The organism is Nocardioides sp. SYSU D00065, assembly GCF_017916425.1.
GTDB lineage: Bacteria > Actinomycetota > Actinomycetes > Propionibacteriales > Nocardioidaceae > Nocardioides.
Genome location: NZ_JAFMSX010000001.1, coordinates 863,310 through 887,758, shown reverse-complemented (window position 1 = coordinate 887,758; position 24,449 = coordinate 863,310). Strand labels below are relative to the sequence as shown.

At 72.8% G+C, this 24,449-nt stretch carries 28 protein-coding genes; 9 read left to right on the top strand and 19 right to left on the bottom strand.

What is annotated here, in order from left to right:
• Positions 1-7 precede the first annotated feature (7 nt).
• The 4 genes from J3P41_RS04375 to J3P41_RS04360 are packed head-to-tail and all read right to left on the bottom strand — an operon-like array spanning position 8 to position 2,971.
• Positions 8-967 (bottom strand): sulfate/molybdate ABC transporter ATP-binding protein, encoded by a 960-nt coding sequence (locus tag J3P41_RS04375; protein ID WP_210648984.1) that lies wholly within the window; start codon positions 965-967, stop codon positions 8-10.
• A 29-nt stretch (positions 968-996) separates the two neighbouring features.
• Positions 997-1,788, bottom strand: a complete 792-nt coding sequence (modB, locus tag J3P41_RS04370) for a molybdate ABC transporter permease subunit (protein ID WP_307861824.1) — start codon at positions 1,786-1,788, stop codon at positions 997-999.
• Positions 1,785-2,567, bottom strand: coding sequence for a molybdate ABC transporter substrate-binding protein (gene modA, locus J3P41_RS04365; protein WP_307861823.1), 783 nt, complete (start codon positions 2,565-2,567; stop codon positions 1,785-1,787). Before modA ends, modB begins: the two co-directional genes overlap by 4 nt.
• Complete coding sequence (locus tag J3P41_RS04360) at positions 2,564-2,971, bottom strand: molybdopterin-binding protein (protein WP_210648983.1); 408 nt, start codon at positions 2,969-2,971, stop codon at positions 2,564-2,566. Before J3P41_RS04360 ends, modA begins: the two co-directional genes overlap by 4 nt.
• A gap of 166 nt (positions 2,972-3,137) precedes the next feature.
• Between J3P41_RS04360 and J3P41_RS04355 the strand changes: the two genes are divergently transcribed.
• Complete coding sequence (locus J3P41_RS04355; protein ID WP_210648982.1) at positions 3,138-3,677, top strand: DUF4245 domain-containing protein; 540 nt, start codon at positions 3,138-3,140, stop codon at positions 3,675-3,677.
• 441 nt (positions 3,678-4,118) lie between these two features.
• On the opposite strand, the gene J3P41_RS04350 is transcribed toward J3P41_RS04355, so the two are convergent.
• Together J3P41_RS04350 and xseA are read right to left on the bottom strand one after the other, a co-directional pair.
• Entirely contained in the window at positions 4,119-4,319 is a 201-nt protein-coding gene (locus J3P41_RS04350) for an exodeoxyribonuclease VII small subunit (RefSeq protein WP_210648981.1), read from the bottom strand.
• Entirely contained in the window at positions 4,312-5,562 is a 1,251-nt protein-coding gene (xseA, locus tag J3P41_RS04345) for an exodeoxyribonuclease VII large subunit (protein WP_210648980.1), read from the bottom strand. The genes J3P41_RS04350 and xseA overlap by 8 nt, the downstream gene beginning before the upstream one ends.
• A 57-nt stretch (positions 5,563-5,619) precedes the next feature.
• On the opposite strand from xseA, the gene J3P41_RS04340 reads away from it, so the two are divergent.
• Positions 5,620-6,618 carry a 4-hydroxy-3-methylbut-2-enyl diphosphate reductase gene (locus J3P41_RS04340; RefSeq protein WP_210648979.1) on the top strand — a complete coding sequence of 333 codons (999 nt, stop codon included), beginning with the start codon at positions 5,620-5,622 and terminating at the stop codon, positions 6,616-6,618.
• 15 nt (positions 6,619-6,633) lie between these two features.
• Positions 6,634-7,257 (top strand): L-threonylcarbamoyladenylate synthase, encoded by a 624-nt coding sequence (locus J3P41_RS04335; RefSeq protein ID WP_210648978.1) that lies wholly within the window; start codon positions 6,634-6,636, stop codon positions 7,255-7,257.
• A gap of 9 nt (positions 7,258-7,266) precedes the next feature.
• Here the strand turns inward: J3P41_RS04335 and J3P41_RS04330 are convergent, their stop codons facing one another.
• The 3 genes from J3P41_RS04330 to J3P41_RS04320 all read right to left on the bottom strand — a co-directional run bounded on the left by J3P41_RS04330 (position 7,267) and on the right by J3P41_RS04320 (position 9,946).
• Entirely contained in the window at positions 7,267-7,710 is a 444-nt protein-coding gene (locus J3P41_RS04330) for a DUF6542 domain-containing protein (protein WP_210648977.1), read from the bottom strand.
• A gap of 22 nt (positions 7,711-7,732) precedes the next feature.
• The gene (locus tag J3P41_RS04325) at positions 7,733-8,890 is read right to left on the bottom strand and encodes a DNA recombination protein RmuC (protein ID WP_210648976.1); all 1,158 of its coding nucleotides are present in this window, start codon (positions 8,888-8,890) and stop codon (positions 7,733-7,735) included.
• Positions 8,891-8,965: 75 nt separating this feature from the next.
• A complete protein-coding gene (locus J3P41_RS04320) occupies positions 8,966-9,946 on the bottom strand; it encodes a GlxA family transcriptional regulator (protein WP_210648975.1) in 981 nt (326 codons plus the stop codon).
• 71 nt (positions 9,947-10,017) lie between these two features.
• Between J3P41_RS04320 and J3P41_RS04315 the strand changes: the two genes are divergently transcribed.
• The gene (locus J3P41_RS04315; RefSeq protein ID WP_307861822.1) at positions 10,018-11,334 is read left to right on the top strand and encodes an MFS transporter; all 1,317 of its coding nucleotides are present in this window, start codon (positions 10,018-10,020) and stop codon (positions 11,332-11,334) included.
• Positions 11,335-11,337: 3 nt separating this feature from the next.
• Here the strand turns inward: J3P41_RS04315 and J3P41_RS04310 are convergent, their stop codons facing one another.
• A complete protein-coding gene (locus J3P41_RS04310; RefSeq protein ID WP_210648974.1) occupies positions 11,338-12,141 on the bottom strand; it encodes an exodeoxyribonuclease III in 804 nt (267 codons plus the stop codon).
• 140 nt (positions 12,142-12,281) lie between these two features.
• On the opposite strand from J3P41_RS04310, the gene J3P41_RS04305 reads away from it, so the two are divergent.
• Positions 12,282-13,094, top strand: coding sequence for a matrixin family metalloprotease (locus tag J3P41_RS04305; RefSeq protein ID WP_210648973.1), 813 nt, complete (start codon positions 12,282-12,284; stop codon positions 13,092-13,094).
• A 68-nt stretch (positions 13,095-13,162) separates the two neighbouring features.
• On the opposite strand, the gene J3P41_RS04300 is transcribed toward J3P41_RS04305, so the two are convergent.
• Positions 13,163-14,734, bottom strand: a complete 1,572-nt coding sequence (locus J3P41_RS04300) for a PH domain-containing protein (protein ID WP_210648972.1) — start codon at positions 14,732-14,734, stop codon at positions 13,163-13,165.
• Positions 14,731-15,234, bottom strand: a complete 504-nt coding sequence (locus tag J3P41_RS04295) for a PH domain-containing protein (protein ID WP_210648971.1) — start codon at positions 15,232-15,234, stop codon at positions 14,731-14,733. The genes J3P41_RS04300 and J3P41_RS04295 overlap by 4 nt, the downstream gene beginning before the upstream one ends.
• Positions 15,235-15,434: 200 nt before the next feature.
• On the opposite strand from J3P41_RS04295, the gene J3P41_RS04290 reads away from it, so the two are divergent.
• Positions 15,435-16,265 (top strand): M57 family metalloprotease, encoded by an 831-nt coding sequence (locus tag J3P41_RS04290; protein WP_210648970.1) that lies wholly within the window; start codon positions 15,435-15,437, stop codon positions 16,263-16,265.
• Positions 16,266-16,365: 100 nt separating this feature from the next.
• Positions 16,366-17,442, top strand: a complete 1,077-nt coding sequence (ychF, locus tag J3P41_RS04285; RefSeq protein ID WP_210648969.1) for a redox-regulated ATPase YchF — start codon at positions 16,366-16,368, stop codon at positions 17,440-17,442.
• 98 nt (positions 17,443-17,540) lie between these two features.
• Here the strand turns inward: ychF and J3P41_RS04280 are convergent, their stop codons facing one another.
• The 3 genes from J3P41_RS04280 to J3P41_RS04270 all read right to left on the bottom strand — a co-directional run bounded on the left by J3P41_RS04280 (position 17,541) and on the right by J3P41_RS04270 (position 20,079).
• On the bottom strand, positions 17,541-18,575 hold the full coding sequence (locus tag J3P41_RS04280) for a CARDB domain-containing protein (RefSeq protein ID WP_210648968.1): 1,035 nt from the start codon (positions 18,573-18,575) through the stop codon (positions 17,541-17,543).
• A gap of 137 nt (positions 18,576-18,712) precedes the next feature.
• Positions 18,713-19,504 (bottom strand): SRPBCC domain-containing protein, encoded by a 792-nt coding sequence (locus J3P41_RS04275; protein WP_210648967.1) that lies wholly within the window; start codon positions 19,502-19,504, stop codon positions 18,713-18,715.
• Complete coding sequence (locus J3P41_RS04270) at positions 19,501-20,079, bottom strand: helix-turn-helix domain-containing protein (protein ID WP_210648966.1); 579 nt, start codon at positions 20,077-20,079, stop codon at positions 19,501-19,503. Before J3P41_RS04270 ends, J3P41_RS04275 begins: the two co-directional genes overlap by 4 nt.
• Positions 20,080-20,212: 133 nt before the next feature.
• Between J3P41_RS04270 and J3P41_RS04265 the strand changes: the two genes are divergently transcribed.
• On the top strand, positions 20,213-20,512 hold the full coding sequence (locus tag J3P41_RS04265) for a hypothetical protein (RefSeq protein WP_246861449.1): 300 nt from the start codon (positions 20,213-20,215) through the stop codon (positions 20,510-20,512).
• Between the two features lie 27 nt (positions 20,513-20,539).
• Positions 20,540-20,881 (top strand): metalloregulator ArsR/SmtB family transcription factor, encoded by a 342-nt coding sequence (locus J3P41_RS04260; RefSeq protein ID WP_307861821.1) that lies wholly within the window; start codon positions 20,540-20,542, stop codon positions 20,879-20,881.
• A gap of 58 nt (positions 20,882-20,939) precedes the next feature.
• Here the strand turns inward: J3P41_RS04260 and J3P41_RS04255 are convergent, their stop codons facing one another.
• From J3P41_RS04255 to J3P41_RS04240, 4 genes are read right to left on the bottom strand one after another with little or no spacing between them, the layout of a single operon-like run.
• Positions 20,940-21,737 carry a lytic transglycosylase domain-containing protein gene (locus tag J3P41_RS04255; protein WP_210648964.1) on the bottom strand — a complete coding sequence of 266 codons (798 nt, stop codon included), beginning with the start codon at positions 21,735-21,737 and terminating at the stop codon, positions 20,940-20,942.
• Positions 21,734-22,636 (bottom strand): anchored repeat-type ABC transporter permease subunit, encoded by a 903-nt coding sequence (locus tag J3P41_RS04250; protein WP_210648963.1) that lies wholly within the window; start codon positions 22,634-22,636, stop codon positions 21,734-21,736. Before J3P41_RS04250 ends, J3P41_RS04255 begins: the two co-directional genes overlap by 4 nt.
• A complete protein-coding gene (locus J3P41_RS04245; RefSeq protein ID WP_210648962.1) occupies positions 22,633-23,433 on the bottom strand; it encodes an anchored repeat-type ABC transporter ATP-binding subunit in 801 nt (266 codons plus the stop codon). Before J3P41_RS04245 ends, J3P41_RS04250 begins: the two co-directional genes overlap by 4 nt.
• Entirely contained in the window at positions 23,430-24,449 is a 1,020-nt protein-coding gene (locus J3P41_RS04240; protein ID WP_210648961.1) for a choice-of-anchor M domain-containing protein, read from the bottom strand. The genes J3P41_RS04245 and J3P41_RS04240 overlap by 4 nt, the downstream gene beginning before the upstream one ends.

Below are 24,449 nucleotides of genomic sequence, written 5' to 3'. Positions count from 1 at the left end.
CGCGATGCTATCGGCCGGTCGGGTCGGCGTCGCCGGACGATCGGTAGCGGCTCACCGCGGTCGCCTTCGCCGACAGCCAGACCTCCGTGCCCGGCACCAGGCCGAGCTCGGCGGCGGCTGCGGGAGTGACGTCGGCGAGCAGGTCGGTGGCGGCGTGCACGAGCAGGCGTACGGCGTCGCCGTGCGGCGCGAGGCTCGCGACCGGGCCGTGCCACCGGAGGCGGGAGGACCCTTCCGGCTCGGTGAGCGAGACGACGACCGCGTCCGGGGTGAAGGTCATCAGCTCGTCGCCGTCGGCGACGAGGTTGAGCCCGACGAGCCGGGCGACGTGCGGCGTGCGCGGCTCGGCGGCGACCTCCGCGGGCGGGCCGGCCTGCGCGACGCGCCCCTGGTCGAGCACCAGCACCCGGTCGGCCAGGGTGAGGGCGTCGAGCGCGTCGTGGGTGACCAGCAGGGCGATGCCGGCGAAGTCGCGCAGGTGGCGTCCCAGCTCGATGCGCAGCGCCATCTGGACCGACACGTCGAGCCCGGTGAACGGCTCGTCGAGGAGCAGCACGTCGGGGTCGGTGGCCAGGGCGCGGGCGATGGCGACGCGCTGGGCCTGGCCGCCGGACAGCTCGCGCGGCCGGCGTCCGGCCAGATCGGCGATCCCGAAGCGCTCCAGCCAGTCCCGGGCCACGGCGTCCGCGGCGGCGCGGGCCGCTCCGCGGGCGCGCAGCCCGAAGGCGACGTTGTCGAGCGCCGTCAGGTGCGGGAACAGCAGCTGGCCCTGGAAGACCAGGCCGACGCGGCGCTCGCGGACCGGGAGGGCCAGCAGGTCGGTGCCGCCGAGCCGGGCGTGGCCCTCGGCGTCGACCAGGCCGGCCAGGGCGTGCAGCAGGCTGCTCTTGCCGGCGCCGTTGGGACCGATCACCGCCAGCACCTCGCCGGGCTCCGCGGCGAACTCGGCCCGCACGCGCGCAGCCACGCGGAGGTCCGCCTCCAGCCGACGGGCCGTCACGGCGTGCCCAGCCAGTGGTCGCGCAGCGCCACGAGCACGCCGATGGAGACCAGCAGCATCACCAGGCTCAGCGACAGCGCGGCGTCCTGGTCGGCCTGCCGGGTGACGTAGATCAGCGTCGGCATCGTCTGGGTGGTGCCCGGGTAGTTGCCGTTGAACGTGATGGTCGCCCCGAACTCGCCCAGCGACCTGGCCCAGCCGAGGACGGTGCCGGCGACCACCCCGGGCAGCGCGAGCGGCACGGTGACCCGGCGGAAGGTCGTCCAGCGGGTGGCGCCCAGCGTCGCCGCGGCGTCGTCGTACCTCGGGTCGGCCGACCGCAGGGCGCCCTCGATGGCGATCACGACGAACGGCATCGAGACGAAGACGTGTGCCAGCACGACACCCCACGTGGTGAAGGGGAACGCGAAGCCCGTCCAGGCGAGCAGCGGCTCGCCCAGGACGCCGGTGCGGCCGAACGCGCTGCGCAGCGCGACCCCGGCGACCACCGGCGGCAGCACCAGCGGCACGGTGACCAGGGCGCGCAGCGCCTGCCGGCCACGGAAGTCCACCCGCGCCAGCAACCAGGCCAGGGGCAGTCCCAGCACGAGGCAGACGGCGATCGCGACCGTCGAGGTCAGCAGCGACAGGCGCAGCGCCTCCAGTGCGGTGCGCGAGGTCAGGTGGCCGGGAAGCGCCTGCCAGCGCGTGTCCGCGACCATGGCGACCAGCGGCACGAGCAGGAGGAGGGTCCCGAGGACCGCCGGCACGATCAGCAGAACGGGCGGCCGACCCAGCCGGTCCCTCACGGCATCCCGAAGCCGGCGTCAGCGAGGATCTCGCGGCCTTGCGCCGAGCGCACCCACGCGACCCAGTCGGCGGCGAGGCCGGCGTGCTGCGACTGCTCGAGCACGGCGATGGCGTACGACGTCGGCGCATCCCCGGCGCCGCGGACGTCGACCGAGTCGACCTCGGCGTCAGCGGCGACCGCGTCCGTGCGGTAGACCAGTCCCGCGTCGGCGTCGCCGGAGATCACCTTGTCCAAGGTCGCCCGGACGTCCTCCTCGAGGCTGGCAGGCTCGGCGGTGACGCCTGCGGCCTCCAGCAGCGTACGGGCGACCTTGCCGCACGGCGCCTCGTCGGCGCAGCGCACCCACGTCGTACCGGCCAGGTCGTCGAGCGAGTCGACCCCGGCCGGGTTGCCGCTGGGTACGGCGATCGTCAGCACGTTGGTCGCGAACACGCCCACGTCGCCCGTGACCCCGGCGTCCGTCGCGAGGTCCATCGACGCCGAGTCCGCCGTGGCCAGCACGTCGCCGGGGGCGCCGTCGGCCACCTGCTCGGCGAGGTCGGTGCTCGAGCCGAAGGAGAACCGCACCTCTACGCCGTGCTCCTCCTCGAAGGGCACGGCGAGGTCCTCGAACACGTCGCTGAGCGACGCGGCGGCCAGGACCGTGAGCTCGCCGTGGTCGCCCCCGGCCGCGTCGCCGCCCCCGCAGGCGGCCAGCGCGAGCAGTCCCGCGAGCGTTCCCGCGACCTTGGCCGGGATCGGGATGCGGCGCTGCATCCGCTGGTGCGCGGCGCTCACGAGGGGACCTCGACGACGACGTTGGTCGACTTCACGCTCGCGATGGCGCGGGCGCCCGGCTCGAGGCCCAGCTCGTCCGCCGCGTCGCTGCTCATCAGGGACACCACGCGGTAGGGGCCGCAGATCATCTCGACCTGTGCCATCACGTGATCGCGCTTGACGCGCGTGACGATCCCGCTCATCCGGTTGCGGGCGCTGACCCTGCTCGCTCGCGTGCGGTCCCGCTCGGCCACCTCGCCGGACTCCGCCAGGTGCTCCGCGAGGAGCGCGAGGTCGGCTCCGGACACCGTCGTTCGTCCTTCGGTGCGCTGCGACGGGATCCGGCCGGTGTCGACCCACCGGCGTACGGTGTCGTCGCTCACCGCGAGGATCTCCGCGGCCTCCGCGATCCGGTACGTGATCACGAGGGCAGTATGCCGCAACTGCGGCGGCGTGTGCGGGTTTCGGCCCGCACGTGCGGATACGCGAGCGCCGCCCCTGCTTTGCTGAGTGGCTCGGCGAGCCGCTGCGGCCGCCGACGGCACACGGCCCGTCCTGGGACTCCCCGGCGGCGGCTGGGAGGATGGCGGGGTGAGTGAGCAGCCGAGCCGGTACACCCGCTCCTTCAGCGGCATGACGGGCGCCCTGATCGTCACGGTCCTGTTCGTGCTGGCCTTCGTGATCTGGCGCGGGTTGTTCCGCGGCGAGACCGACGCGACGCCGGTCGCCGTGGACTGGCAGGAGAGCGTACGGCTGGCCCAGGAGGCCGACCTGCCGATCGTGCACCCGCGCGAGCTGCCGGCGGGGTGGCAGGCCACCAGCGTGGAGCTGCGCGCCGGTGCCGACCCGCGGTGGGGGCTCGGCGTCCTCACCGACGACGGCGACTTCATCGGGATCCGCCAGCAGGACGCGTCGGTCGCCGAGCTCGTCGAGCTCTACGTCGACGAGGAGGCCGAGGGCGGCGACGAGGCGACCGTGACGTCAGAGGTCACCGACACGTGGCAGACCTGGTCCGACGACGGCGGCGACCACGGCTACTCCACCGAGCTCGGCGACGACGCGCTCCTGGTCTACGGCTCGGCGCCGGTCGAGGAGATCGAGAGCTACCTGGGGCTGCTGACGACCGGCTAGGACGTACCCGCGGGCGGTGCGTGAGCCACATTGTCGGGACCTCGGATGTGGCTGGGGCACCGCTGCCCCGGGCGTACGGGCGCGCAACGGTGGCGGGCGGTGCGTGAGCCACATTCCTGAAGCTCGGGATGTGGCTGGGTCACCGCTGCCCCGGGCGTACCTAGGCGCGGGGTGGCGGGCGGTACGTGAGCCACATTCCTGAAGCTCGGGATGTGGCTGGGCCACCGCTGCCCCGGGCGTACGCGCGCGCAACGGTGGCGGGCGGTGCGTGAGCCACATTCCTCAAGCTCGGGATGTGGCTGGGCCACCGCTACCCCGGGCGGACCTAGGCGCGGGGTGGCGGGCGGTGCGTGAGCCACACCCCCGCCGCTCGGAATGTGGCTCCGCCACCGCTGAGCCCGCGGCCGGGACGCTCGCGCGGCCGGGACGCTCGCCGGGACATCACCCGTCGCGGTCGGCTCCGGTCGCCTCGTCGAGCCGCTTGCGGGCGCCGTCGAGCCACTCCTGGCACACCTTGGCGAGCGCCTCGCCGCGCTCCCACAGCGCCAGCGACTCCTCGAGGGTGGTGCCGCCGGCCTCGAGCGTGCGGACCACCTCGACGAGCTCCTCGCGCGCCTCTTCGTAGCTGGGGGCGTCAGTCATCGGGGTCCTCCATCACAGGGTCTGTCTCGATGCGGTCGGTGGTGGCGTGGATCCGCCCGTCGGCGACCCGCACCGACACGGCAGCGCCGGCCGGTGCCTGCCGCACCGACGTGATCACGTGGCCGTCGGCGTCCTGGAGCACGGCGTAGCCCCGCTCGAGGGTGGCCAGCGGCGACAGCGCCTGGGCGCGGGCCCGTTGGTGGCCGATGTCGTCGGCGGCGCGGTCGAGCCGGTGGGCGAGCGTACGACGGGCGCGCGCGAGCAGCTCGCCGACCTCGTCGGAGCGCGCGGCGAGCAGGTTGCGAGGGTCGGCCATCGCCGGACGCGAGCGCAGCTGCGCCAGCCACTCCTGCTCGCGCCCGATCCGCTGGATCATCACCTGACGCAACCGGTCGCGCGCCCAGGTCACGCCGGCGGACTCCTCGGCGATGTCCGGCACGACCAGCTTGGCGGCGTCGGTGGGCGTGGAGGCGCGCACGTCGGCGACGAGGTCGAGGAGCGGCTGGTCGGGCTCGTGGCCGATCGCGGACACCACCGGCGTCCGCATCGCGTGCACGGCGCGGACCAGCGCCTCGTCGGAGAACGGCAGCAGGTCCTCGATCGAGCCGCCGCCGCGGGCCACGACGACGACGTCGACCCGGGGGTTGCGCTCGAGCCGGTCGAGCGCCTCCATCACCTCGGCGGCCGAGCGCTGCCCCTGCATGGCGGCGTACGCCACCTCGAACTGCACCGCGGGCCAGCGGCGCCGGGCGTTGTCGAGGACGTCGCGCTCGGCGGCGCTGTTGGGCGCCGTGACAAGGCCCACGCGGCCGGGCAGGAACGGCAGGTCGCGCTTGAGCTCGGGTGCGAACAGCCCCTCAGCGGCGAGCAGCTGGCGGCGGCGCTCGAGGCGGGCGAGCAGCTCGCCGAGGCCGACCATGCGGATCTCGCGGGCGGCGAGGGAGAACGATCCCCGGTTGGCGTAGAAGCTCGGGCGGGCGTGCACGACGACGCTGGCGCCCTCGACGAGCGGCGGATTGAGCGAGTCGAACAGCGACCGCGCACAGGTGAGGGTGACCGAGATGTCGGCGACGGTGTCACGCAGCGTCATGAAGACGGTGTTGACCCCGGGGCGGCGGTTGACCTGCGCGATCTGCCCCTCGACCCACACGCCGCCGAGCTTGTCGATCCACTGCGCCACGGCGTTGGCCACCGCCCGCACCGGGGCCGGGGAGTCGACCGTGGCGTCGCGGAGGGTGGGCACGCGGCGAGGATAGGCGAGGGATCGGACATGGCGGGTCCGGCCCGTAGACTCGGGGACATGAGCACCGACCTCGGCCTGCCCCCGGTCCTCGACCCCGAGACCGCGCGCGACGTCCTGCTGGCGGCCCCGCGGGGTTACTGCGCCGGCGTGGACCGGGCCGTGATCACCGTCGAGAAGGCACTCGACCTCTACGGCGCCCCGGTGTACGTCCGCAAGCAGATCGTGCACAACAAGCACGTCGTGGCCAACCTCGAGGCGCGCGGCGCGATCTTCGTCGAGGAGCTCGACGAGGTGCCCGAGGGTCGCACGGTGGTCTTCTCCGCCCACGGCGTCTCCCCGGCCGTGCACGCGCAGGCCGCGGCTCGCGGGCTCAAGACCATCGACGCCACCTGTCCGCTGGTGACGAAGGTCCACCACGAGGCCAAGAGGTTCGCCGGCGACGACTACGACATCCTCCTCATCGGCCACGCCGGCCACGAGGAGGTCGAGGGCACCGCGGGAGAGGCACCCGACCACATCCAGCTGGTGGAGAGCCCCGACGACGTCGCGGGCATCGTGGTGCGCGACCCGGCCCGGGTGGCCTGGCTGTCGCAGACGACGCTGAGCGTCGACGAGACCCTCGAGACGGTCGCGGCGATCCGGGAGCGGTTCCCGCTGCTGCTCGACCCGCCGAGCGACGACATCTGCTACGCCACCCAGAACCGCCAGCTGGCGATCAAGCAGATCTCGGCGGAGGCGGACCTCGTGATCGTGGTCGGCTCGCGCAACTCCTCCAACTCCGTGCGGCTGGTCGAGGTGGCGCTCGAGGCCGGCGCCAAGGCGTCGTACCTCGTCGACGACCACACCGAGATCGACGAGGCCTGGCTCGAGGGGGTGCGGACCGTCTCGGTGACGTCCGGTGCCTCGGTGCCCGAGGACCTGGTCGAGGGCGTCCTCACGTTCCTGTCCGAGCGCGGCTACCCGGACGCCCGCGCCGTCCACTCCGCCGAGGAGTCGCTGATCTTCGCCCTGCCGCCCGAGCTGCGCCGCGACCTGCGAGCCGCGCAGAAGGCCTGACGGGGGACACCGGCGATGGCGCGCTTCCTCGACATCCACCCCGACAACCCGCAGCCGCGGCTGGTGGCGCAGGTCGTCGAGGCGCTGCGCAACGACGCGCTGATCGCCTATCCGACCGACTCCGGCTACGCCCTGGGGGCCCAGCTCGGCAACCGGGACGGTCGCGACCGGATCCTGCGCATCCGCGAGCTCGACGACCGACACCACTTCACCTTGATGTGCAAGGACTTCGCCCAGCTCGGGCAGTTCGTCCACGTCGACAACTCCGCGTTCCGGGCGATCAAGTCCGCCACGCCCGGGCCCTACACGTTCATCCTGCCAGCGACCGGCGAGGTGCCGAAGCGGCTGATGCACCCCAAGAAGCGCACGGTCGGCGTGCGGATCCCCGACCACCCGCTGGTCTGCGCGATGCTCGAGGAGCTCGGCGAGCCGATCCTCACCAGCACGCTGATCCTGCCCGGCGAGAGCGAGGCGCGGACCATGGGCTGGGAGATCAAGGAGGACCTCGACCACGTCGTCGACATCGTCGTCGAGTCCGGCGAGGTGACCGCCGAGCCCACGTCGGTGATCGACTGGTCGGAGGCCGAGCCCGTCGTCGTACGACGCGGCGCCGGCGACGTCGAGCGCTTCGAGTCCTGACCCGGCCGGTCAGCCGGCGCGCCGGCCCAGCTCGCGGCTGAGCTCGGTGACCATGCCGGCCTCGCTCTCGCGGTGCAGCCGCCAGCCGAGCCAGCCCAGGCACAGGGCGTAGCCGACGAAGAGGGCGACGCCGTGCGTGACGACGCCGGACACGATCGCCTGCAGAGCGCTGTCGCGCGGGTCGGCCAGCGCGTCGCGCGCGACCAGCGAGACGAAGGCGAACACCGCGGTCATCAGCACCGGCGGGAGCAGGGCGACGAGGTAGAAGTCCTTGCGTCGCACCAGCGCCGCGAGCCCGAGGCACATCGCCATGAACCAGAGGTCGAAGAACAGCGTCAGTCGCCCGGCCAGGAGCACGTCGATGCTGACGGCGGTCAGCGTGAGGGCGACGCCGAGGGACACGACGTCGCGGCCGGGCTCGTGCCCGGCCGCCCACGACGCGGCGTCTCCCACGAGTCTCAACCTAGGTCCGTCCTCACGCACCCTCGGCGCGGCGCGCCGGGGCGTCGAGGGCCTGCTCGGCGAGGAGGTCGTCGAGCGTCGGGGCCTCGGTGGCGCCGCCGACGTCGTCGAGCACGGACAGCTCGGGGGCGGCGAGCGAGCGGGGCGCGGTCTCGACAGGGCGCGGTCCGGGCAGCGGCTCCGAGGTCACGCCCAGGTCGGTGAATCGTCGCGCCGAGACCAGGACCCGGCCCTCGAGCGAGCCCATCGCCTGGTTGTAGGCGACGACGCTGGCGTTGAGCGAGCGGCCGACCCGGTCGAGGTGACCGGCCATCGAGCCGAGCCGCGCGTGCAGCTCCTGCCCCAGCCGCTGCACCTCCCGGGCCTGCTCGTTGAGGACCTCGTGCTGCCAGCCCTGGGCGACCGTGCGCAGCAGCGCGATGAGGGTGGACGGCGTGGCCAGCACGACGTTCTTCGCCGCCGCCTGCTCCACCAGGTCGGGAACCGCCTGCAGCGCGGCCTGCAGGATCGCCTCGCCGGGCAGGAACAGGACCACGAACTCCGGCGTCGTGGCGAGCGCCTCCCAGTAGCGCCGCGAGCCCAGGTCGCTCACGTGCTTGCGGACGTGCTCGCCGAGGCGGGTCAGCGCCCGATCGTGCTCGTCCGGGTCGTCGGAGCCGGTCAGGTCGAGGAACGCGGCGAGCGGCGCCTTGGCGTCGACCGCGATCGTGCGGCCGCCCGCCAGCGTGACGACGAGGTCGGGACGCAGCCGGCCGTCGTCGACGCGCACCTGCTCGGCGAAGTCGCAGTGGTCCACCAGCCCGGCGAGCTCCACCGTGCGGCGCAGGTGGAGCTCGCCCCACTGGCCGCGCACCTGCGGCTTGCGCAGCGCGGTCGCGAGGGTGGTGGTCTCCTGTCGCAGGGTCTCGGTGGAGCGGCGCATCTCGCTGACCTGCTCGCGGAGCTGGGCCTGCCACGCCACCCGGTCGTGGGCGAGGTCGCTGAGCTGGTCCTGGAGGCGCTCCAAGCCGTCCTGCACGACGGCCTGGTCGGCGACGCGGCGCTCCAGCGCCGCGACCGCGGCGTCGTCGGCGGGACGGCTGCGGGCCCACAGCACGCCGATCAGCGCACCGAGCGCGAGGCCGACGGCCAGCGCCAGGGCGAGGGCGAGGAGGAGCGGCAGCGTGTCCATGTCGCCAGCATGACCCGACCCACCGACAGCGGGCGGGACGCGCGCGCGACCTGGGCCGGGACGTCGCGGCGTGGCTCAGGCGTCCGCGGCGCCGCGGAAGGTGCGCCGGTAGGCGGACGGGGACACCCCGACGCTGGCGCGCAGGTGCTGGCGCAGGGAGGTGCCCGTCCCCAGCCCGGCGCGGGCCGCGACCTGATCGATCGGAAGGTCGGTCGCCTCGAGGAGGTGCTGCGCGTGCCGGAGGCGCTGCTGGGCGACCCAGGCGCCGGGGGACTGGCCGGTCTCCTCGCGGAAGCGGCGGGTGAACGTACGCGTGCTCATCGCCGCCCGTCGCGCCATCGTCGCGACGTCGAGCCGCTGGTCGAGGTGCGCCTGGGCCCAGTCGCGCACCGCACCCGTGGCCTCATCCGAGCACCGCGGCACGTGGCGCTCGATGAACTGCGCCTGTCCGCCGTCGCGCCAGGGCGGCACCACCATGTGGCGGGCGACGGCGTTGGCGGCCGCGGTGCCGTGGTCGGTGCGGACGAGGTGCAGGCACAGGTCGACCCCGGCACTCAGCCCGGCGGACGTCAGCACCCGCCCGTCGTCGGTGAACAGCACGTCCTCGTCCACCGCGACCGCGGGGTAGAGGCGACGGAAGTCGTCGGCGTACTTCCAGTGGGTCGTCGCGCGGTGCCCGTCGAGGATGCCGGCGGCCGCGAGCACGAAGGCACCCGTGCAGATGGACATCCAGCGTGCGTCGGGTGGCGCGGAGGCGATGGCTGCCCGGATGTCGTCGGACAGCGTGCCGTCGCGTCGCGGGCCGGCGATCATCGTGCCGGGCACGACGACCGTCTGCGCCGTGGCCAGCGCCGCCACGCCCGCCGAGGGAGCGATGGCGTAGCCGCGGCTGGTGGCCACCGGGGCGTCGTCGACGGTGACGACCTGCACGTCGTAGAGGGGGCGCCCGTCGGCGTCGTGGGCCTCGCCGAGCACCTGCGGCGGGATCGTCAGGTCGTAGCCGATCACCGGCGCGAGGGCGAGCACGACGACGCGATGGGGGTCGCGAGTGGGCATGGCCGGAGTCTTTCACATGTTGGCAATCAGGCCACTCGTTCCGAGTCGATGGCTTCCCCACACTGGTCCGCGTGACGACGACGACCCCGCCCGCACCCCACCTCGACCGCGACCGGCGCCTGCACTGGGCCTGGGTGGTCGCCGCCGTGTCGTTCGCGACGTTGGTGGGCGCCGCCGCCTTCCGCTCGGTGCCCGGCGTGCTGGTCGAGCCGCTGCACGAGGAGTTCGGCTGGTCGCACGGCCTGATCGGCTCCGCGGTCTCGCTCAACCTCATGCTGTTCGGGCTGATCTCTCCGTTCGCGGCAGCGCTGATGGACCGGTTCGGCGTGCGTCGCGTGGTGACGTTCGCGCTCGGCATGGTCGCCGCCGGCAGCGGCCTGACCGTCTTCATGACCGAGCCGTGGCAGCTGGTGCTGTGCTGGGGGCTGGTCGTCGGCATCGGCACCGGCTCGATGTCCATGGCCTTCGTCGCCACCGTGACCAGCCGGTGGTTCGTCGCCCGCCGTGGCCTCGTCAGCGGCATCCTCACCGCCGGCTCCGCCACCGGCCAGCTCGTGTTCCTGCCGGTGGTGGCGTGGCTGGCCACCGAGCACGGGTGGCGTACGGCAGCGCTGCTGGCCGCGGCAGCGGCACTCGCCGTCGTCCCGCTCGTGCTGCTGTTCCTGCGCGACCACCCGGCCGACCTCGGGCTCCGCGCGCTGGGGGCCACTGACGCCGACCCGGGCCCGCCGCCCCACCAGCACGTGGGCTCGAGCGCCGGGCGCGCGCTGGCGGTGCTGCGCGACGCCGCGCGCAGCCGCACGTTCTGGCTGCTCGCGGGCGGGTTCGCGATCTGCGGGATGACCACCAACGGGCTCATCGCGACCCACTTCGTCCCGGCCGCCCACGACCACGGCATGCCGGCCACCACGGCTGCCTCGCTGCTCGCCGTCGTGGGGGTCTTCGACGTCGTCGGCACCATCGCGTCGGGCTGGCTGACCGACAAGTGGGACCCGCGCCTGCTGCTCGTCGGCTATTACGCGCTGCGCGGCGTCGGCCTGATGGCGCTGCCGGCGCTCCTCGCGCCGCACGTCGAGCCGAGCATGTGGGTCTTCATCATCGTCTACGGCCTGGACTGGGTGGCCACCGTGCCGCCGACCGTCGCGCTGTGCCGCGACCGCTTCGGCGCGGCCACCGGGCCGATCGTCTTCGGCTGGGTGTTCGCCAGCCACCAGGTCGGCGCTGCGGTCGCGGCCACCGGCGCCGGCGTGGTGCGCGACGTCACGGGCGGCTACGACCCCGCCTTCTACGCCGCGGCCGGGCTCTGCGCGCTCGCCGCCGTGATGTCGTACGCCATCCGCACGCCGCGGCGGCCGGCCGTCGCACCGCCCGCCGCCGGCGTCATGTGAGCCTCAGCGCAGGCCGGGGTCGAGGTCGAGGTCGAGGTCCACGACGACGGGGGCGTGGTCCGAGGGCGAACCGGTGCCCTGGGCGGGGTCGCGCTCGTCGCGGTCGATCGACGCGCCCGTCACCCGGGGCGCGAGCCCGGGCGAGGCGAGGACGAAGTCGATCTTCAGCCCGCGGTCGCGCTCGAAGCGCTGGCGGTAGTAGTCCCAGTAGGTGAACCCCGGCGCGTGCGCGCGGGTCACCTCGGCCCACCCGTCGTCGAGGAAGCCCTGGAAGGCGGCCCGCTCCGGTGGGGTGACGTGCGTGGACTTCGCGAACTGCTTGACGTCGAAGACGTCGTCGTCGGTGGGGCAGATGTTCCAGTCGCCGACCAGCGCGGTCGGGACGTCGAGCCACTCGCGGGCGCTCGCGCGCAGCCGGGCGAGCCAGTCGAGCTTGTAGACGTAGTGCGGGTCGTCGGGCTTGCGGCCGTTGGGCACGTAGAGCGACCAGATCCGGACGCCGCCGCACGTGGCGCCGATGGCGCGCGACTCCGCGGCGGCCGGCTCGCCGTACGACGGCATGCCGGGGAAGCCGACCTCGACGTCCGCCAGGCCGACGCGGGAGACGAGGGCGACGCCGTTCCACTGGTTGAGGCCCGCGACGGCGACGTCGTAGCCGAGCGCCTGCAGGCCCATCAGCGGCAGCTGGTCCTCGCGCGCCTTGGTCTCCTGCAGCGCCAGCACGTCGATCTCGTGCCGCTGGACGAACGCCTCCACGCGGTCGATGCGGGAGCGGAGGGAGTTGACGTTCCAGGTCGCGATGCGCACGCCTCCACCCTAAGGAAGGCTTTACAGACTGCGGGTGCGCGGGGGAGGTTCGGCGCCACGCACCTGTCTCGGGAACTCGTGCTCACCCGCTCGACCCCGGACGGCCTGCGCCCATCCCCCTTCACGAGAGAAGAACCAGCATGCAGCGCAGTCGACTCGGGGCGATCGCCCTCGGCGCCACGGCACTCCTCGGCGCGGCCCTCGCCTCACCGGCACTGGCCGCCACGGACTCGGAGGTCCCGTCGTTCTCGCAGTTCCACGCGTCCACCTACCAGGACGCCGACCGGCAGTACATCGTCAACGGCGACGAGCCGATCCCGAGCACGGGCGAGCTCAAGGGCTACTACGACCGGATGGTGCACGGGTCGGAGGAGGCCGTGGAGAACGGTCTCGTCGTCAACACCGTGGGCGGTGTCGACGACGCGTGGTCGCGTGCTCAGGTCGGCGACCTGACCTACTGCGTCAGCACGAAGTTCGGTGCGCGCCACGGCGACATCGTGGCCGCGATGGCCGGCGGCGCGGGCCTGTGGGAGGCGGCGTCCTCGGCGATCGACTTCGTCCACGTGCCGTCGCAGGACGCGAGCTGCACGACGCGCAACAAGTCGGTCGTGTTCTCCGTCGAGCCCGTGCAGACCACGCAGTACATCGCCCGCGCCTTCTTCCCGAGCACGCCCAAGCGCTCGCGCAACGTCCTGGTCGACGACTCGATCTGGACCTCCGGTTCGTGGACGCCGACCAACATCCTCGGCCACGAGCTCGGGCACGTCCTCGGGTTCCGCCACGAGCACACCCGCCCCGAGGCCGGCACCTGCTTCGAGGACAACAACTGGCGCCCGCTGACGCCGTACGACTCGGCGTCGATCATGCACTACCCGCAGTGCAACGGCTCGTCGAGCAACCTGTCGATGACCAGCACCGACCGCGCCGGAGCCGTGGCCCTCTACGGTTCCTGAGCGCACGGCGGCTCCCGCACCCACCGTCGCGAGCGCCCCTTCCGTCCCGAGCGGAGGGGGCGCTCGTCTCACGCCAGCGCGTCGGTGTGCACCACGAACGGTGCGAGCAGCCCGGGCGTGGCGCGGTCCGCGAGCGCCACGGCGACCTCGAGGCGCACGTCGCGCACGAGCACGCGCTCGTTGCCGGCGGCGGTCGTCGCAATCAGGTCGGCCAGCCCGATCCGGCGCTGCCACCACGACTGGGACACGACCCAGCCGATGATGCCGTCGGTCTCCAGCACCGTACGGACCCGGGCCAGGGTGCCGCTGCCGGCCACCAGGTGCTGGTGGTCGAGCGCGTGGCCCAGGTGGCGGTACGACGCCTCGCCGGCCGCCGCGGCCAGCACCACGAGCGCGCCGGCGAGGGTCAGCAGCCACCACCACGAGAGGTCGAGGAACCACCAGGCCACCGCGGCGACCAGCACGAGGTCGAGGGCGTGGCGCAGCTGGCGGAACCAGGCGCGGCGCCGCGCCTTCGCACCGTGCGGCACGAGGTCCTCGGTCAGCGGACCCGGATGCTCGAGCACCGACTCGCCCACGCCCACCGCCACGGCGCGCGGGCACGGCGGCAGCACCTGCGTGACACCGTTCTCGACCCCCGTGGCCAGGGTGGACAGCTCGGCGCCGCCGACGAGGCGCAGCAGCAGCGGCTCGGTCATCTCCACGCCGCGCACCTTGGGCTCCTCGACGGTGATCGAGCGGGTGGTGAACAGCCCGGCGGTGAGGTGCAGCGACCCGTGCTCGCGCACGAGCCGGAACCGCCACCACTGCGCGACGTAGCCGGCGACCGCCAGCACGACCCAGACGGCGAGCGCGCCCACGACGAGCACGGCGACGATCGCGACGACCGCGAACTGGGTGACCCACTCCCACGCCGACGTCGCGGCCTGCTCGTTCCAGATGGGCAGGTCGTCGCCGAGCTGCGAGAGCAGGCCGACCGCGCCGGCCAGCAGGACCAGGCGGCCCAGGCTGAAGGGCGCGAAGCGTAGCCACGACCAGTCGATCTGCGCCAGCAGGACGGAGGCGGGCACGAGCGGGGCGACCGGCGCGGGTGCCACCGGCGCCGGGCCGCCCGGTTCCCCGGTGCCCGCCTCGACCGCCTCGTCAGCCGGAGCCGGAGGAGGAGCCGGAGCCGCACCGGGTGACGCCTGCAGGCTGCGCCGGCGCAGGAGCGTCGTACGCAGCGCATGCGCGTCGGCGGCGGCCAGGGCGTCGAGGGTGATCCGGTCGTCGTCGACGCCGGTGCCGATCTGGACCTTCTGCAGGCCCAGGACGCGGTGCAGCAGGCTGGCCTCCAGGTCGACGCTGCGGACGCGGTCCAGGGGTGCGGTGGAGGTGTTCTTGTTGAGCAGGCCGCGGCGGACCTGGACCTGCGTGTCGGTGAGCCGGTAGTGCGTGGTGAGCCAGGGGAGGGCGCCGAGGACCAGCGGCCCCAGCACGGCGACGGGCAGGATGAACGGCCAGTACCTCATGTCGCTCTGGCTGATGCCGACGAGCGCGACGACGACCGGCACGATCGCCTGACCGACGGCCTTGACCGGGTCGAGCAGCAGCTTGCGCGGGCTGAGGCGGACCCAGCCGTCGCCGGGGACGGGGATCACGTCGCGTCGTCCGCGGTGGCGGCCGTGATCGCGGTCAGCCGGGCCACGACGTCGCGAGCGGTGTCCTGGTCGAGGCAGTCGACGGTGATGGGGCCGGCGGCCGAAGCGGTGGTGACGGTGATCGAGGACAGCCCGAACAGGCGCATCAGCGCTCCCTGCCGCGAGTCGACCGTCTGCACCCGGCTCAGCGGGGCGATCCGGCTCTGCCGCCCGATCCAGCCCTCGCGCGTGTGCACCGCGGTGTCGGTGACCTCCCAGCGGTGCACGCGGAAGCGGATGCGCGGCATCAGCACCACGTGGGCGACGGCCAGCGCGGCCGCGAGCGCGACGATCAGCCCGACCCACGACGGGACGCCGGGGATCAGCAGCCAGGCGACGAGCGCGGCGACGACGAGGACCGCGTCGCCGATGAGCGCCGACACGGTCCAGAACGGCACGGCGCGCGGCGAGACCTGATGGGCCGGCGCGCGCAGGACCGGCGTACCCCCGACGTCACTCATGGTGCCGAGTCTTGCAGGTGCGTCCTGCCGCCACGCTCGCTCGGCTCTCGGCCGAGGCGACGCGCGCCGCTGCGGGGTCTTGCAAGTTCGTGCACTGCACACACATGGGGCTCGCGACCACTTCCGCGAGGTGGTCTGGACCGGGTTTGGTGAGCAGGCGTCAAACCCCCACCACTGTGACCAGCAGAAGGACAACCACCATGTCGCACCGCACGATGCTGCGAGCCGCCACCGCGGCCGCCGCAGCAGCAGCAATCGCCTTCTCCCTCGCCCCGGGCGCCACCGCTGCCCCGGCCCGGGACCGGGTGCCCAGCTTCGGCGAGTTCCAGGCCGCGACGTTCCGCGACGTCGACGGCCAGTACGTCGTCAACGGTGACGAGACCATCGTCAACACCAAGGAGCTGCAGAACTACTACGACGAGATGATGGCCGAGTACCAGGCCGGCGACGGCCCGTCGGCCGAGCTCATCATCAACCGCGTCTACGGTCGCGACGACAAGTGGTCGGCCACGCAGGCCCGCAACCTCACCTACTGCGTGTCCAACAACTTCGGCACCCAGAAGACCAACATCGTCAACGCGATGGCCAACGGTGCCGCCCAGTGGGAGGCCGCCTCCACCGGCGTCAACTTCACCTACGTCCCCTCCGCCGACTCGAACTGCCGCACCAGCAACAACGCGGTGCTGTTCTCCGTCGAGCCGACCACCACGACGCAGTACATCGCCCGGGCCTTCTTCCCCAGCACGCCCGACAGCCAGCGCAACGTGCTGGTGAACGCCTCGTCGCTGATGAACTCCGGCTCGTGGACGCCCGGCAACATCATGGCCCACGAGCTCGGCCACGCCCTCGGGTTCCGCCACGAGCACACCCGCCCCGAGGCCGGTACCTGCTTCGAGGACAACAACTGGCGCCCGCTGACGCCGTACGACTCGGCGTCGATCATGCACTACCCGCAGTGCAACGGCTCGTCGAGCAACCTGTCGATGACCAACACCGACCGGACGGGGATCCGCGCGGTCTACGGCTCCTGAACGAGCGCACCCCGCACGACGACGAGAGGGTCCGGCCGCCGCGGCCGGGCCCTCTCGCGCTTTCGTGCCCGCACGCCCGGCCGCCGTAGACTCCCGGCCCGTGGCTCTCACCATCGGCATCGTCGGTCTCCCCAACGCGGGCAAGTCGACCCTCTTCAACGCCCTGACCAAGAACGACGTGCTCGCGGCGAACTACCCGTTCGCGACGATCGAGCCCAACGTGGGTGTCGTCGGGGTCCCGGACGAGCGGCTCCCCAAGCTCGCCGAGCTGTTCTCCTCGGCCAAGGTGCTGCCCGCCACCGTCGAGTTCGTCGACATCGCCGGCATCGTCGCCGGCGCCTCGCAGGGCGAGGGCCTGGGCAACAAGTTCCTCTCGCACATCCGCGAGTCCGCGGCGATCTGCCAGGTCACCCGGGTGTTCCGCGACGAGGACGTCACCCACGTCGACGGCAAGGTCGACCCCGCCTCCGACATCTCCACGATCTCGACCGAGCTGATCCTCGCCGACCTGCAGACCGTCGAGAAGGCGATCCCGAGGCTGGAGAAGGAGGCGCGCGGCAACAAGTCGCTCGCCGCGACCGTCGACGCCGCCAAGGAGGCGCTGTCGGTGCTGGAGTCGGGCACCCGCGTCATCGACTCCAAGGTCGACGTCTCCCTGCTGCGCGAGCTGTCCCTGCTGACCGCGAAGCCGTTCATCTTCGTCTTCAACTGCGACGCCGACGAGCTGGCCGACGAGGCGCTCAAGCAGCGGATGCGCGACATCGTCGCCCCGGCCGAGGCGATCTTCCTCGACGCGAAGTTCGAGTCCGAGCTCGTCGAGCTCGGTGACGAGGACGAGGCCCGCGAGATGCTCGCCGAGATGGGCATCGAGGAGCCGGGTCTGGACCAGCTCGCCCGCGTCGGCTTCGACACCCTCGGCCTGCAGACCTACCTCACCGCCGGCCCCAAGGAGACGCGGGCCTGGACGATCCGCAAGGGCGCGACCGCCCCCGAGGCGGCGGGTGTGATCCACACCGACTTCCAGAAGGGCTTCATCAAGGCCGAGATCGTCTCCTTCGACGACCTCGTGGCCGCCGGCTCGATGCTCAAGGCGCGTGAGCTCGGCAAGGTGCGCATGGAGGGCAAGGACTACGTCATGGCCGACGGCGACGTGGTGGAGTTCCGCTTCAACGTCTGAATGACCCGCGCGTGGGCGCAGTGTCGAGCACGCGAAAGCCGGCACGGTCCACCCGGGGGTGCACCGTGCCCGGCTCGCGGCAGGCTCTCAGTCGAGGGTCACTTCAGGGTGAGGACGAGCTCGCCCGTGATGGAGTCCCAGTCCGACGTGACGTTGTAGGCCCCGACGAACTCCGAGACCCGGTAGGTCACGGTGGTCGCCGACCGGCTGACCTGCGTGAGCGTGATGTCGTTGAAGTCCGTCGAGGATGCGGTGGTCGTCTTGGGCTCCTCGCAGTCCGACTCGGTGGTCACCGCGGTGTACGGCAGATTGATGAGCAGCCCCAGACCGCTGAGGTCGGTCTTGGTGAACTTCCCCGCCACGTTGTCGGTGTAGGCGTTGCCGGTGTACGCCAGGGTGCCGCCGCCTGTCTCGCTGCGCCGACGGTCGCAGCCCGGCGGGATCTTGAAGTCGTCCAGCGTGCCGTTGACCGTGTACGTGCTGCCCGTGGAGGCGAACACCTCGTCGAGGGGGGGACCGCTGACCGACATGTTCACGGTGGCTTGGGCCGAGCGGTTCCACGTGTCCCACTCGCCGGTGCTGCTCTCGCCGGTGTCCGTGAAGGTGAGGGTCCCCGACAGGGTTCCCTCGATGTCGCCTGCGACTGCGACGTCGCCGGCGACCTTGACGGGCGCGGCGGAGGCGCGGCAGTTGTTCTTCTCCTTGCTCTCCCGGACTTTCTTGCCGGCGTCCGCACAGGCGATCACGAAGTAGCTGCCGTCCGGGGTGCTGGCGGGCAGCACCACACTCGCCTTCACCGACGCGCTCTTGCCCGGCTTGAGCGTCTTGACCTTGCTCTTGACCGGCAGCGCGATGTCGCCGCCGGACTTGTCCGTCGACAACGCGAACGTGATCCGGGTGGCCGGTGCCTTGCGCTTGGAGGCGTTCTTCACCTTCGCCGAGACGGAGATCGCCTCGCCGGGCTTCGCTGCGGCCGTGACGGTGACCGACTTGACGGCGAGGTCGGGCCGCGGCGACGGCGCGGCGGACGCTGGCGGCACCAGGCTCGCGGTCAGGCACGCGGCGGCGAGCACCGCGGCGGTCCGCGCCGGGCGGAACCGCTGCGCTGCGCCGGCATGGTTCTTCAGGTACATGGGAGGTCTCCTCGAGTGGGTCGTCGTACGCGCTGAGCGTCGGTGCAGTCTCACGCGGGCGACTTGTCCCCTGCTTGCGCCCGTCTTGTCCGGACTGACCCACCCGCATCGGCACCGCGTCCGGTACCGGCAGGCGATCAGGCAGGGACGGAGATCTCCTGCAGCCAGGCCTGCCAGGCCGGCTGTTCACGTCGCACGTAGTCCGCGGCGTCGGCGGCGAACAGGTACGCCCGTACGGTCGCTGTCGCCTTGCCGTCGCCCTCGTCCCACACGGAGACGCTGAGCATCCCGGGGACCGGCGCGGTCAGCCGGACCAGGGCATGCCGGTCACCGACGCGCTCGACCGTGCCGGTGGCGCCGCGCACCTCGACGGTCGCGCCCTCGTCGCCGAGCCCGAGCGTGTCGTGCAGCGCCGTCCACAGCGCGTCCACGTCGCCAGGGTGCGAGGCGCTCGCCTCCAGGTGGGCGGCCTCCTGGCCGGGGAAGTGCGACAGGTAGAGGCGGAGGTTGTCGAAGTACGGCATCCAGCCGGTGCCCATGTCGTCCCAGAACTCCGACTCCCAGTCGGCGCCGGTCCCGAAGCCGCTGCTGGTGACGCGCACGATGCAGGTTCCCCCGGACTGTGCCTCGACGACGAACTCCGACGTCAGCGGGCTGAGCGCCTCGGCGTCCTTGCCCATGAGGGCGGCCCAGTCCTCCTCGTAGACGAGGCGGCGGGGCGGCTCCCATGCCGTGACCTGGCCGTCCGAGCCCATCTCCGGGCCCATGGTGAAGTGCAGGGAGCCGCCTTCGCGCTCGTCCATCGCGGTCGGCGTGAACCAGGCGCTCATGCCCTTGGCGGTGGCGATGGCCTGCCAGACCTGCTCCGGGGTGCCGGGGACCTCGACGCTGAACTCCAGGCGATACGGGACGTGGGGGGTGGTGCTCATGGGTTCTCCTCGGGAAGGGGGTGGGCGGCGACGAGGAGCCGGTGCGGGCGGCCGTCGTCGTGGTGGTAGCGAGCTGCCAGGTCGAGCACCGCGGCGGTCAGGTCGTCGGCGAAGGCAGCCCGGTCGGCGGCCGACCGGAAGCCGATCGTCGTGTCGATCGTCAGGGTCGGCAGGCGCTTGTCAGAGGCGCCGGCGCGGCGCGCCAGGGCGCCGACCTCACGCACCAGCCGGCCTGCCAGCGCGACGAGATAGCTCGCCGACAGGTGGTCGGCGTTGGCGTCCGGGTCGGCCGCGGACGCGCTGAGCGCCGCCGGAGACACGACGTACGACGCGGCCGATGCCTGCAGGAACCGCTCGGTGATGCCTCCGTGCCGGCGCTCGCCGGACAGCTGCACGAGGCCGTGCGCCTCGAGCGCCTTGAGGTGGTAGTTGACCTTCTGGCGCGCGATCCCGACTCGAGCGGCGAGCCCGGCGGCGGAGGCGGGCTGGGCCAGCTCGCCGAGCAGTCGGGCGCGGACCGGATCCAGCGCGGCGGCTGCTGCCTCCGCGCTCTCGATGACCTCGACGTCCTGCACCCAGTCACCATCCCGCTGACAAGAATTCTTGTCAAGGGTTCCGGGCGATCGCCGGATCGACAACACATCAGCACATGCTAATATGTTGATGAATGCCGATCGCCGGCCTCGCCTTCCCTCTGAGGAGTCCATCGTGACCACCACCCACGACGTCCACGCCGACCACACCCACGTCCACGGTGACGACTGCGGCCACGCCGCGGTGCGGCACGCGGACCACACCGACTACCTGCACGACGGCCACGTCCACCACCAGCACGAGGACCACTACGACGAGCACGACGTGGACGCGCACGTCGACGCGGAGGACCACTCCGACCACACCCATGGAGACGACTGCGGGCACGTCACCGTGCAGCACGACGACCACGTCGACTTCCTCCACGGCGAGCACCGCCACGCCGCTCACGGCGACCACTACGACGAGCACTGAGCCCCGTCCGCGTGAGAGGCTCGGGGGGTGACACCCGGTGACGAACCCGCGCGACCAGGACTAGGGGCCGTCGCGATCGACCACAGCTACGGTCCGGTCGCCGACGTCTTCGCCGCGCTCGCTGCTCCCGTGAGAGCCGCGATCGTGCACCGGCTCACCTCGCAGCCCCAGACGGTCGCCGAGCTCGTCGAGTTCCTCGGCGCCTCCCAGCCCCTCGTCTCCCAACACCTCACCCGGCTCAAGCACGCTGGTCTCGTCGAGGGCGAGCGCCACGGGCGCAACGTCGTCTACCGCATCGCCGACGACCACGTGGCGCACGTGTTCCTCGACGCGCTGCACCACAGCGCCGAGACCGGCTCGCCGGCCTGAGAGGTCGGCCTACCCGCCCGGCGCCGGATTCCGTGGCGGGAGGGCGTCACCCCGCGGATCAGTTCCCGCCGCCGGCAACAGCCTCCGCGTAGCGCGTGGCGGCCTCGGCGACCCGGTTGTGATAGCCAGCGTCGGGGTTGTACGACGTGATGGCGGCGGTCCAGTCGTCGGGCTGCGTGAGGTCCGTGCCGGTGCTGCACAGATAGGCGGCGGCGGTCAGGGCCGCGTCGTCGAGGTTGTGCACGTCCGGCACCCCGTCGCCGTTGCCGTCGGTCGCGTGCTCCTCCCACGTGGAGGGGATGAACTGCATGGGTCCGACCGCGCGGTCCCATTCCGCGTCCTGGTCCAGGCTCCCGTCGTCGGTGTCGGGGATCTCGGCCACTCCGTCACCGTCGAGGGGCACCCCGAGGATCGGCGGATCGGTGTCGCCGTCGTCGTCGAGCACGGAGCGGCCGATGGTGCCGTGCTCGGACTCCACCTCCCCGATGGCGGCCAGGGTGTTCCAGCCGAGCCCGCAGCCGGGGTGCGTGTCGGTGACCGCGACCGACGCTCCGGCGTACGCGGCGAGCGCGCGCGGCGGTATGTCGAGGGCCGCAGCGCTCGCGCTCACCCAGGCGGGGTCGGCGAGCTCGGCGACGCCGCTTGCGGTGCTCGTGGCCGCACCGACGTGGTCGTCGCGCGGCACGACGGGGACCTGCTGCTCCGAGGATCGCGGGTCGGCCGTGCTCGAGGCCGGGGCGGGTTCGTCCCGGGTCACGGCGAGGGCGACGGCGAGCGTGACGGCGATGGTGCCCAGCACCAGCAGGACGATCGCGAGGGCCGGCACCAGCCAGCGGCGGGACGTCGGTCCGCTCATCGCGGGTCACCGGTGGCTGGGAGCGTCGGCGACAGCGATCGCTCGGCTCGCCGGGCGGCGACGCGGGCGAGCAGGCCCTGCCGCGGCGACAGGAAGAAGGCCCCCAGGAAGGCCGCGGTGAGGACGAGCACGATGGTCCCGCCGGTCGGCAGGTCCCAGGACCAGGAGACGTAGACCCCGGCCAGGGCGGAGAACCCGCCGACCGCCGGAGCGAGCGCCATCATCACGCCCAGGCGGTCCGTCAGCAGCCGGGCGGTCGCGGCGGGAGTGACGAGGAGGGCCAGGACGAGGATGTTGCCGATCGTCTGCACCGACATGACCACCGCGAGGGTGATGAGCACGTAGAGCACCAGGTCCAGCCAGAAGACCGGCACGCCCAGCGCTCGCGCGGACTCGCGGTCGAGGCTGATCGTCACGAGCTCCTTGTGCAGCGCGAACAGCGCTGCGAGCACGACGAGGCCGGTGACGCCGACCACGTAGAGGTCGGAGGTGGGGATCCCGACGATGGAGCCGAAGAGGAACTGCTGCAGCGACCCGGCGTACCCCGGTGCCTGGGCGATGATCACGATGCCGAGGGCGAACGAGGCCGCGAAGAAGACGCCGATCACGGAGTCCTCCTTGAGGCGGCGGTTCTGGGAGAACAGGGCGACCAGGACGGCGGTGATGATGCCCGCCACGGTGCCGCCGACGACCAGGTTGCCGGACACGACGAAAGCGACGGCGAGCCCCGGGAAGACGGCGTGCGCCACGGCGTCGCCGATGAAGGCCATGCCGCGCAGAACGACGTAGCAGCCGACGACGCCGCAGACCAGCGACGACATCACCGCGACGGCGAGCGCCTTGGGCAGGAAGGCGAGGTCGGGGTTGACCAGGTCGGTGAGGAACTCCAGGGGACTCATGCCGCCGCCTTCAGCACGCGCAGCAGCGCGGAGTCGGGACCCACGCCGAAGGCGGCCATCCACGCCTGCGGGTCGTCCGCGAGCTGGGCGGGCGTGCCCTCGGCGACGATGGTGCGGTTGAGGAGCGCGATGCGGTCGCAGATGTCGAGCGCGCCGAGGATGTCGTGGGTGGTCATCACCACGGCTCGGCCCTCGTGGGCGAGGCCGGCGAAGAGATCGGCGAGCAGCTCCTGGGTGGGCAGGTCCAGGCCGGTGAACGGCTCGTCGAGCAGCAGCACGGTGGGTCGCAGAGCGAGCGCGCGGGCGACGAGTACCCGCTGCCGCTGGCCTCCGGACAGCTGCCCCACGGGTCGCTCGGCCAACGCGGTCATCTGCACCCGCTCGAGGGCGTCGGCGACAGCCTCCCAGTCGGCCACGCGTGGGCGCCGGAACAGGCCGAGCGACCCGGTGAGGCCCGTCATCACGGTGCCGGCGACCGAGACGGGGAAGTCCCAGGCGAACTCGTGGCGCTGCGGCACGTACCCGACCGGCACCCGGCCCGGGCGGACCGGGCGGCCGCCCACGGTGATCGCGCCGCCGGTCGGCTGCACGAGACCCAGCGTGGTGCGCAGGAGCGTGGTCTTGCCGGCGCCGTTCGGCCCGATGAGCCCGAGGAGCTCGCCCTCGGCGACCCGGAGGGTGGCGCCGGTGAGCACGGGTCGCCCGCCCAGCGCGACGTGGAGGTCGTCGACGACCAGCGCCGACGCCACACGCTCGCGAGGAGCCGCGGAGGTCCCGTGTTCCGTCGTCGCGCTCATGAGGCCACCTCCGGTCCGCCGTCGGGGCCGCCGTCGGGGCCGCCGGCGCGGGCACCGAGCACCTGCCTGCGCGCGCGGTTGCTGCGGGTGAGGGCGACCGCGAAGCCGGCGATCAGGGCGAGGGCGACGACGATGATCGCGCCGACCAGGACCGGGACGAGCACGCCGTCGTCGGACCCGGCGGCGGCCGGCTCGGCTGCGCCGCCGTCCGACGGCTCCGACTCTTCCGGCTCGGCGGGTCCGCTCCACGACGCGGCGAGCGCCTCGTCGGTGGAGGTCTCGGTCCCCACGGCGAACCGGAGGTACTGCGTGTCGCTGACGGTGGTGCCGTCGATGAGGTCCGCCTCCGCCTCGAGGCGCAGGAGGTAGACGCCGGGCTCGGTGAAGACCCAGTTGGCGTGGGTGTGGGTGTTCACGTCGACCCACAGGGGTTGCTCGCCGGACTTCCGCGAGTCCCAGAGGACCTCGGGCTCGCCGAACGAGCCCGACTGGAGATAGACGGTGACGGTGCCGGGGCCATCGACGCCGCTGAGCGACAGGGTGACGCCCCGGTCGATCGTCTCCATGACGCGCGGGTCCTGGGTGTTCCACCCGAGCCACACCACCTCCGGGTTCTGCGTCTGCGGCACGACCCAGATGGGGTCGCCGGGCGCTGCGCCGGTGAACGCGTAGGCCGGGTCGTCGGGCTGGGTCAGCCGCGCCTGGTCGAGGACGCGGAACACCGTCTCGTCGGGGTAGCGCCACACGCTCGTCGCGTCGGCGTCGGCCTTGGAGACGTCGTCGTGGATGAGGAAGCGCCAGTCGTCGCCGTCGAACTTCGGGCCCATGTCGACGTGCCCGGCCTCCAGTACGCGTGGTCCGTGCACGATCGCGAGGTCGTCGAGCTTCTGGTCGAGGGCCCCGTCGCCGTCGCGGTCACCTTCGGCGGCGTACGTCGCCGCGGGTACGGCGGTCAGGGCCAGGACGAGGACGCCGAGGGCGGCTGCCAGTCGGCGTGGGCGGGTCGAGGTGGTCAT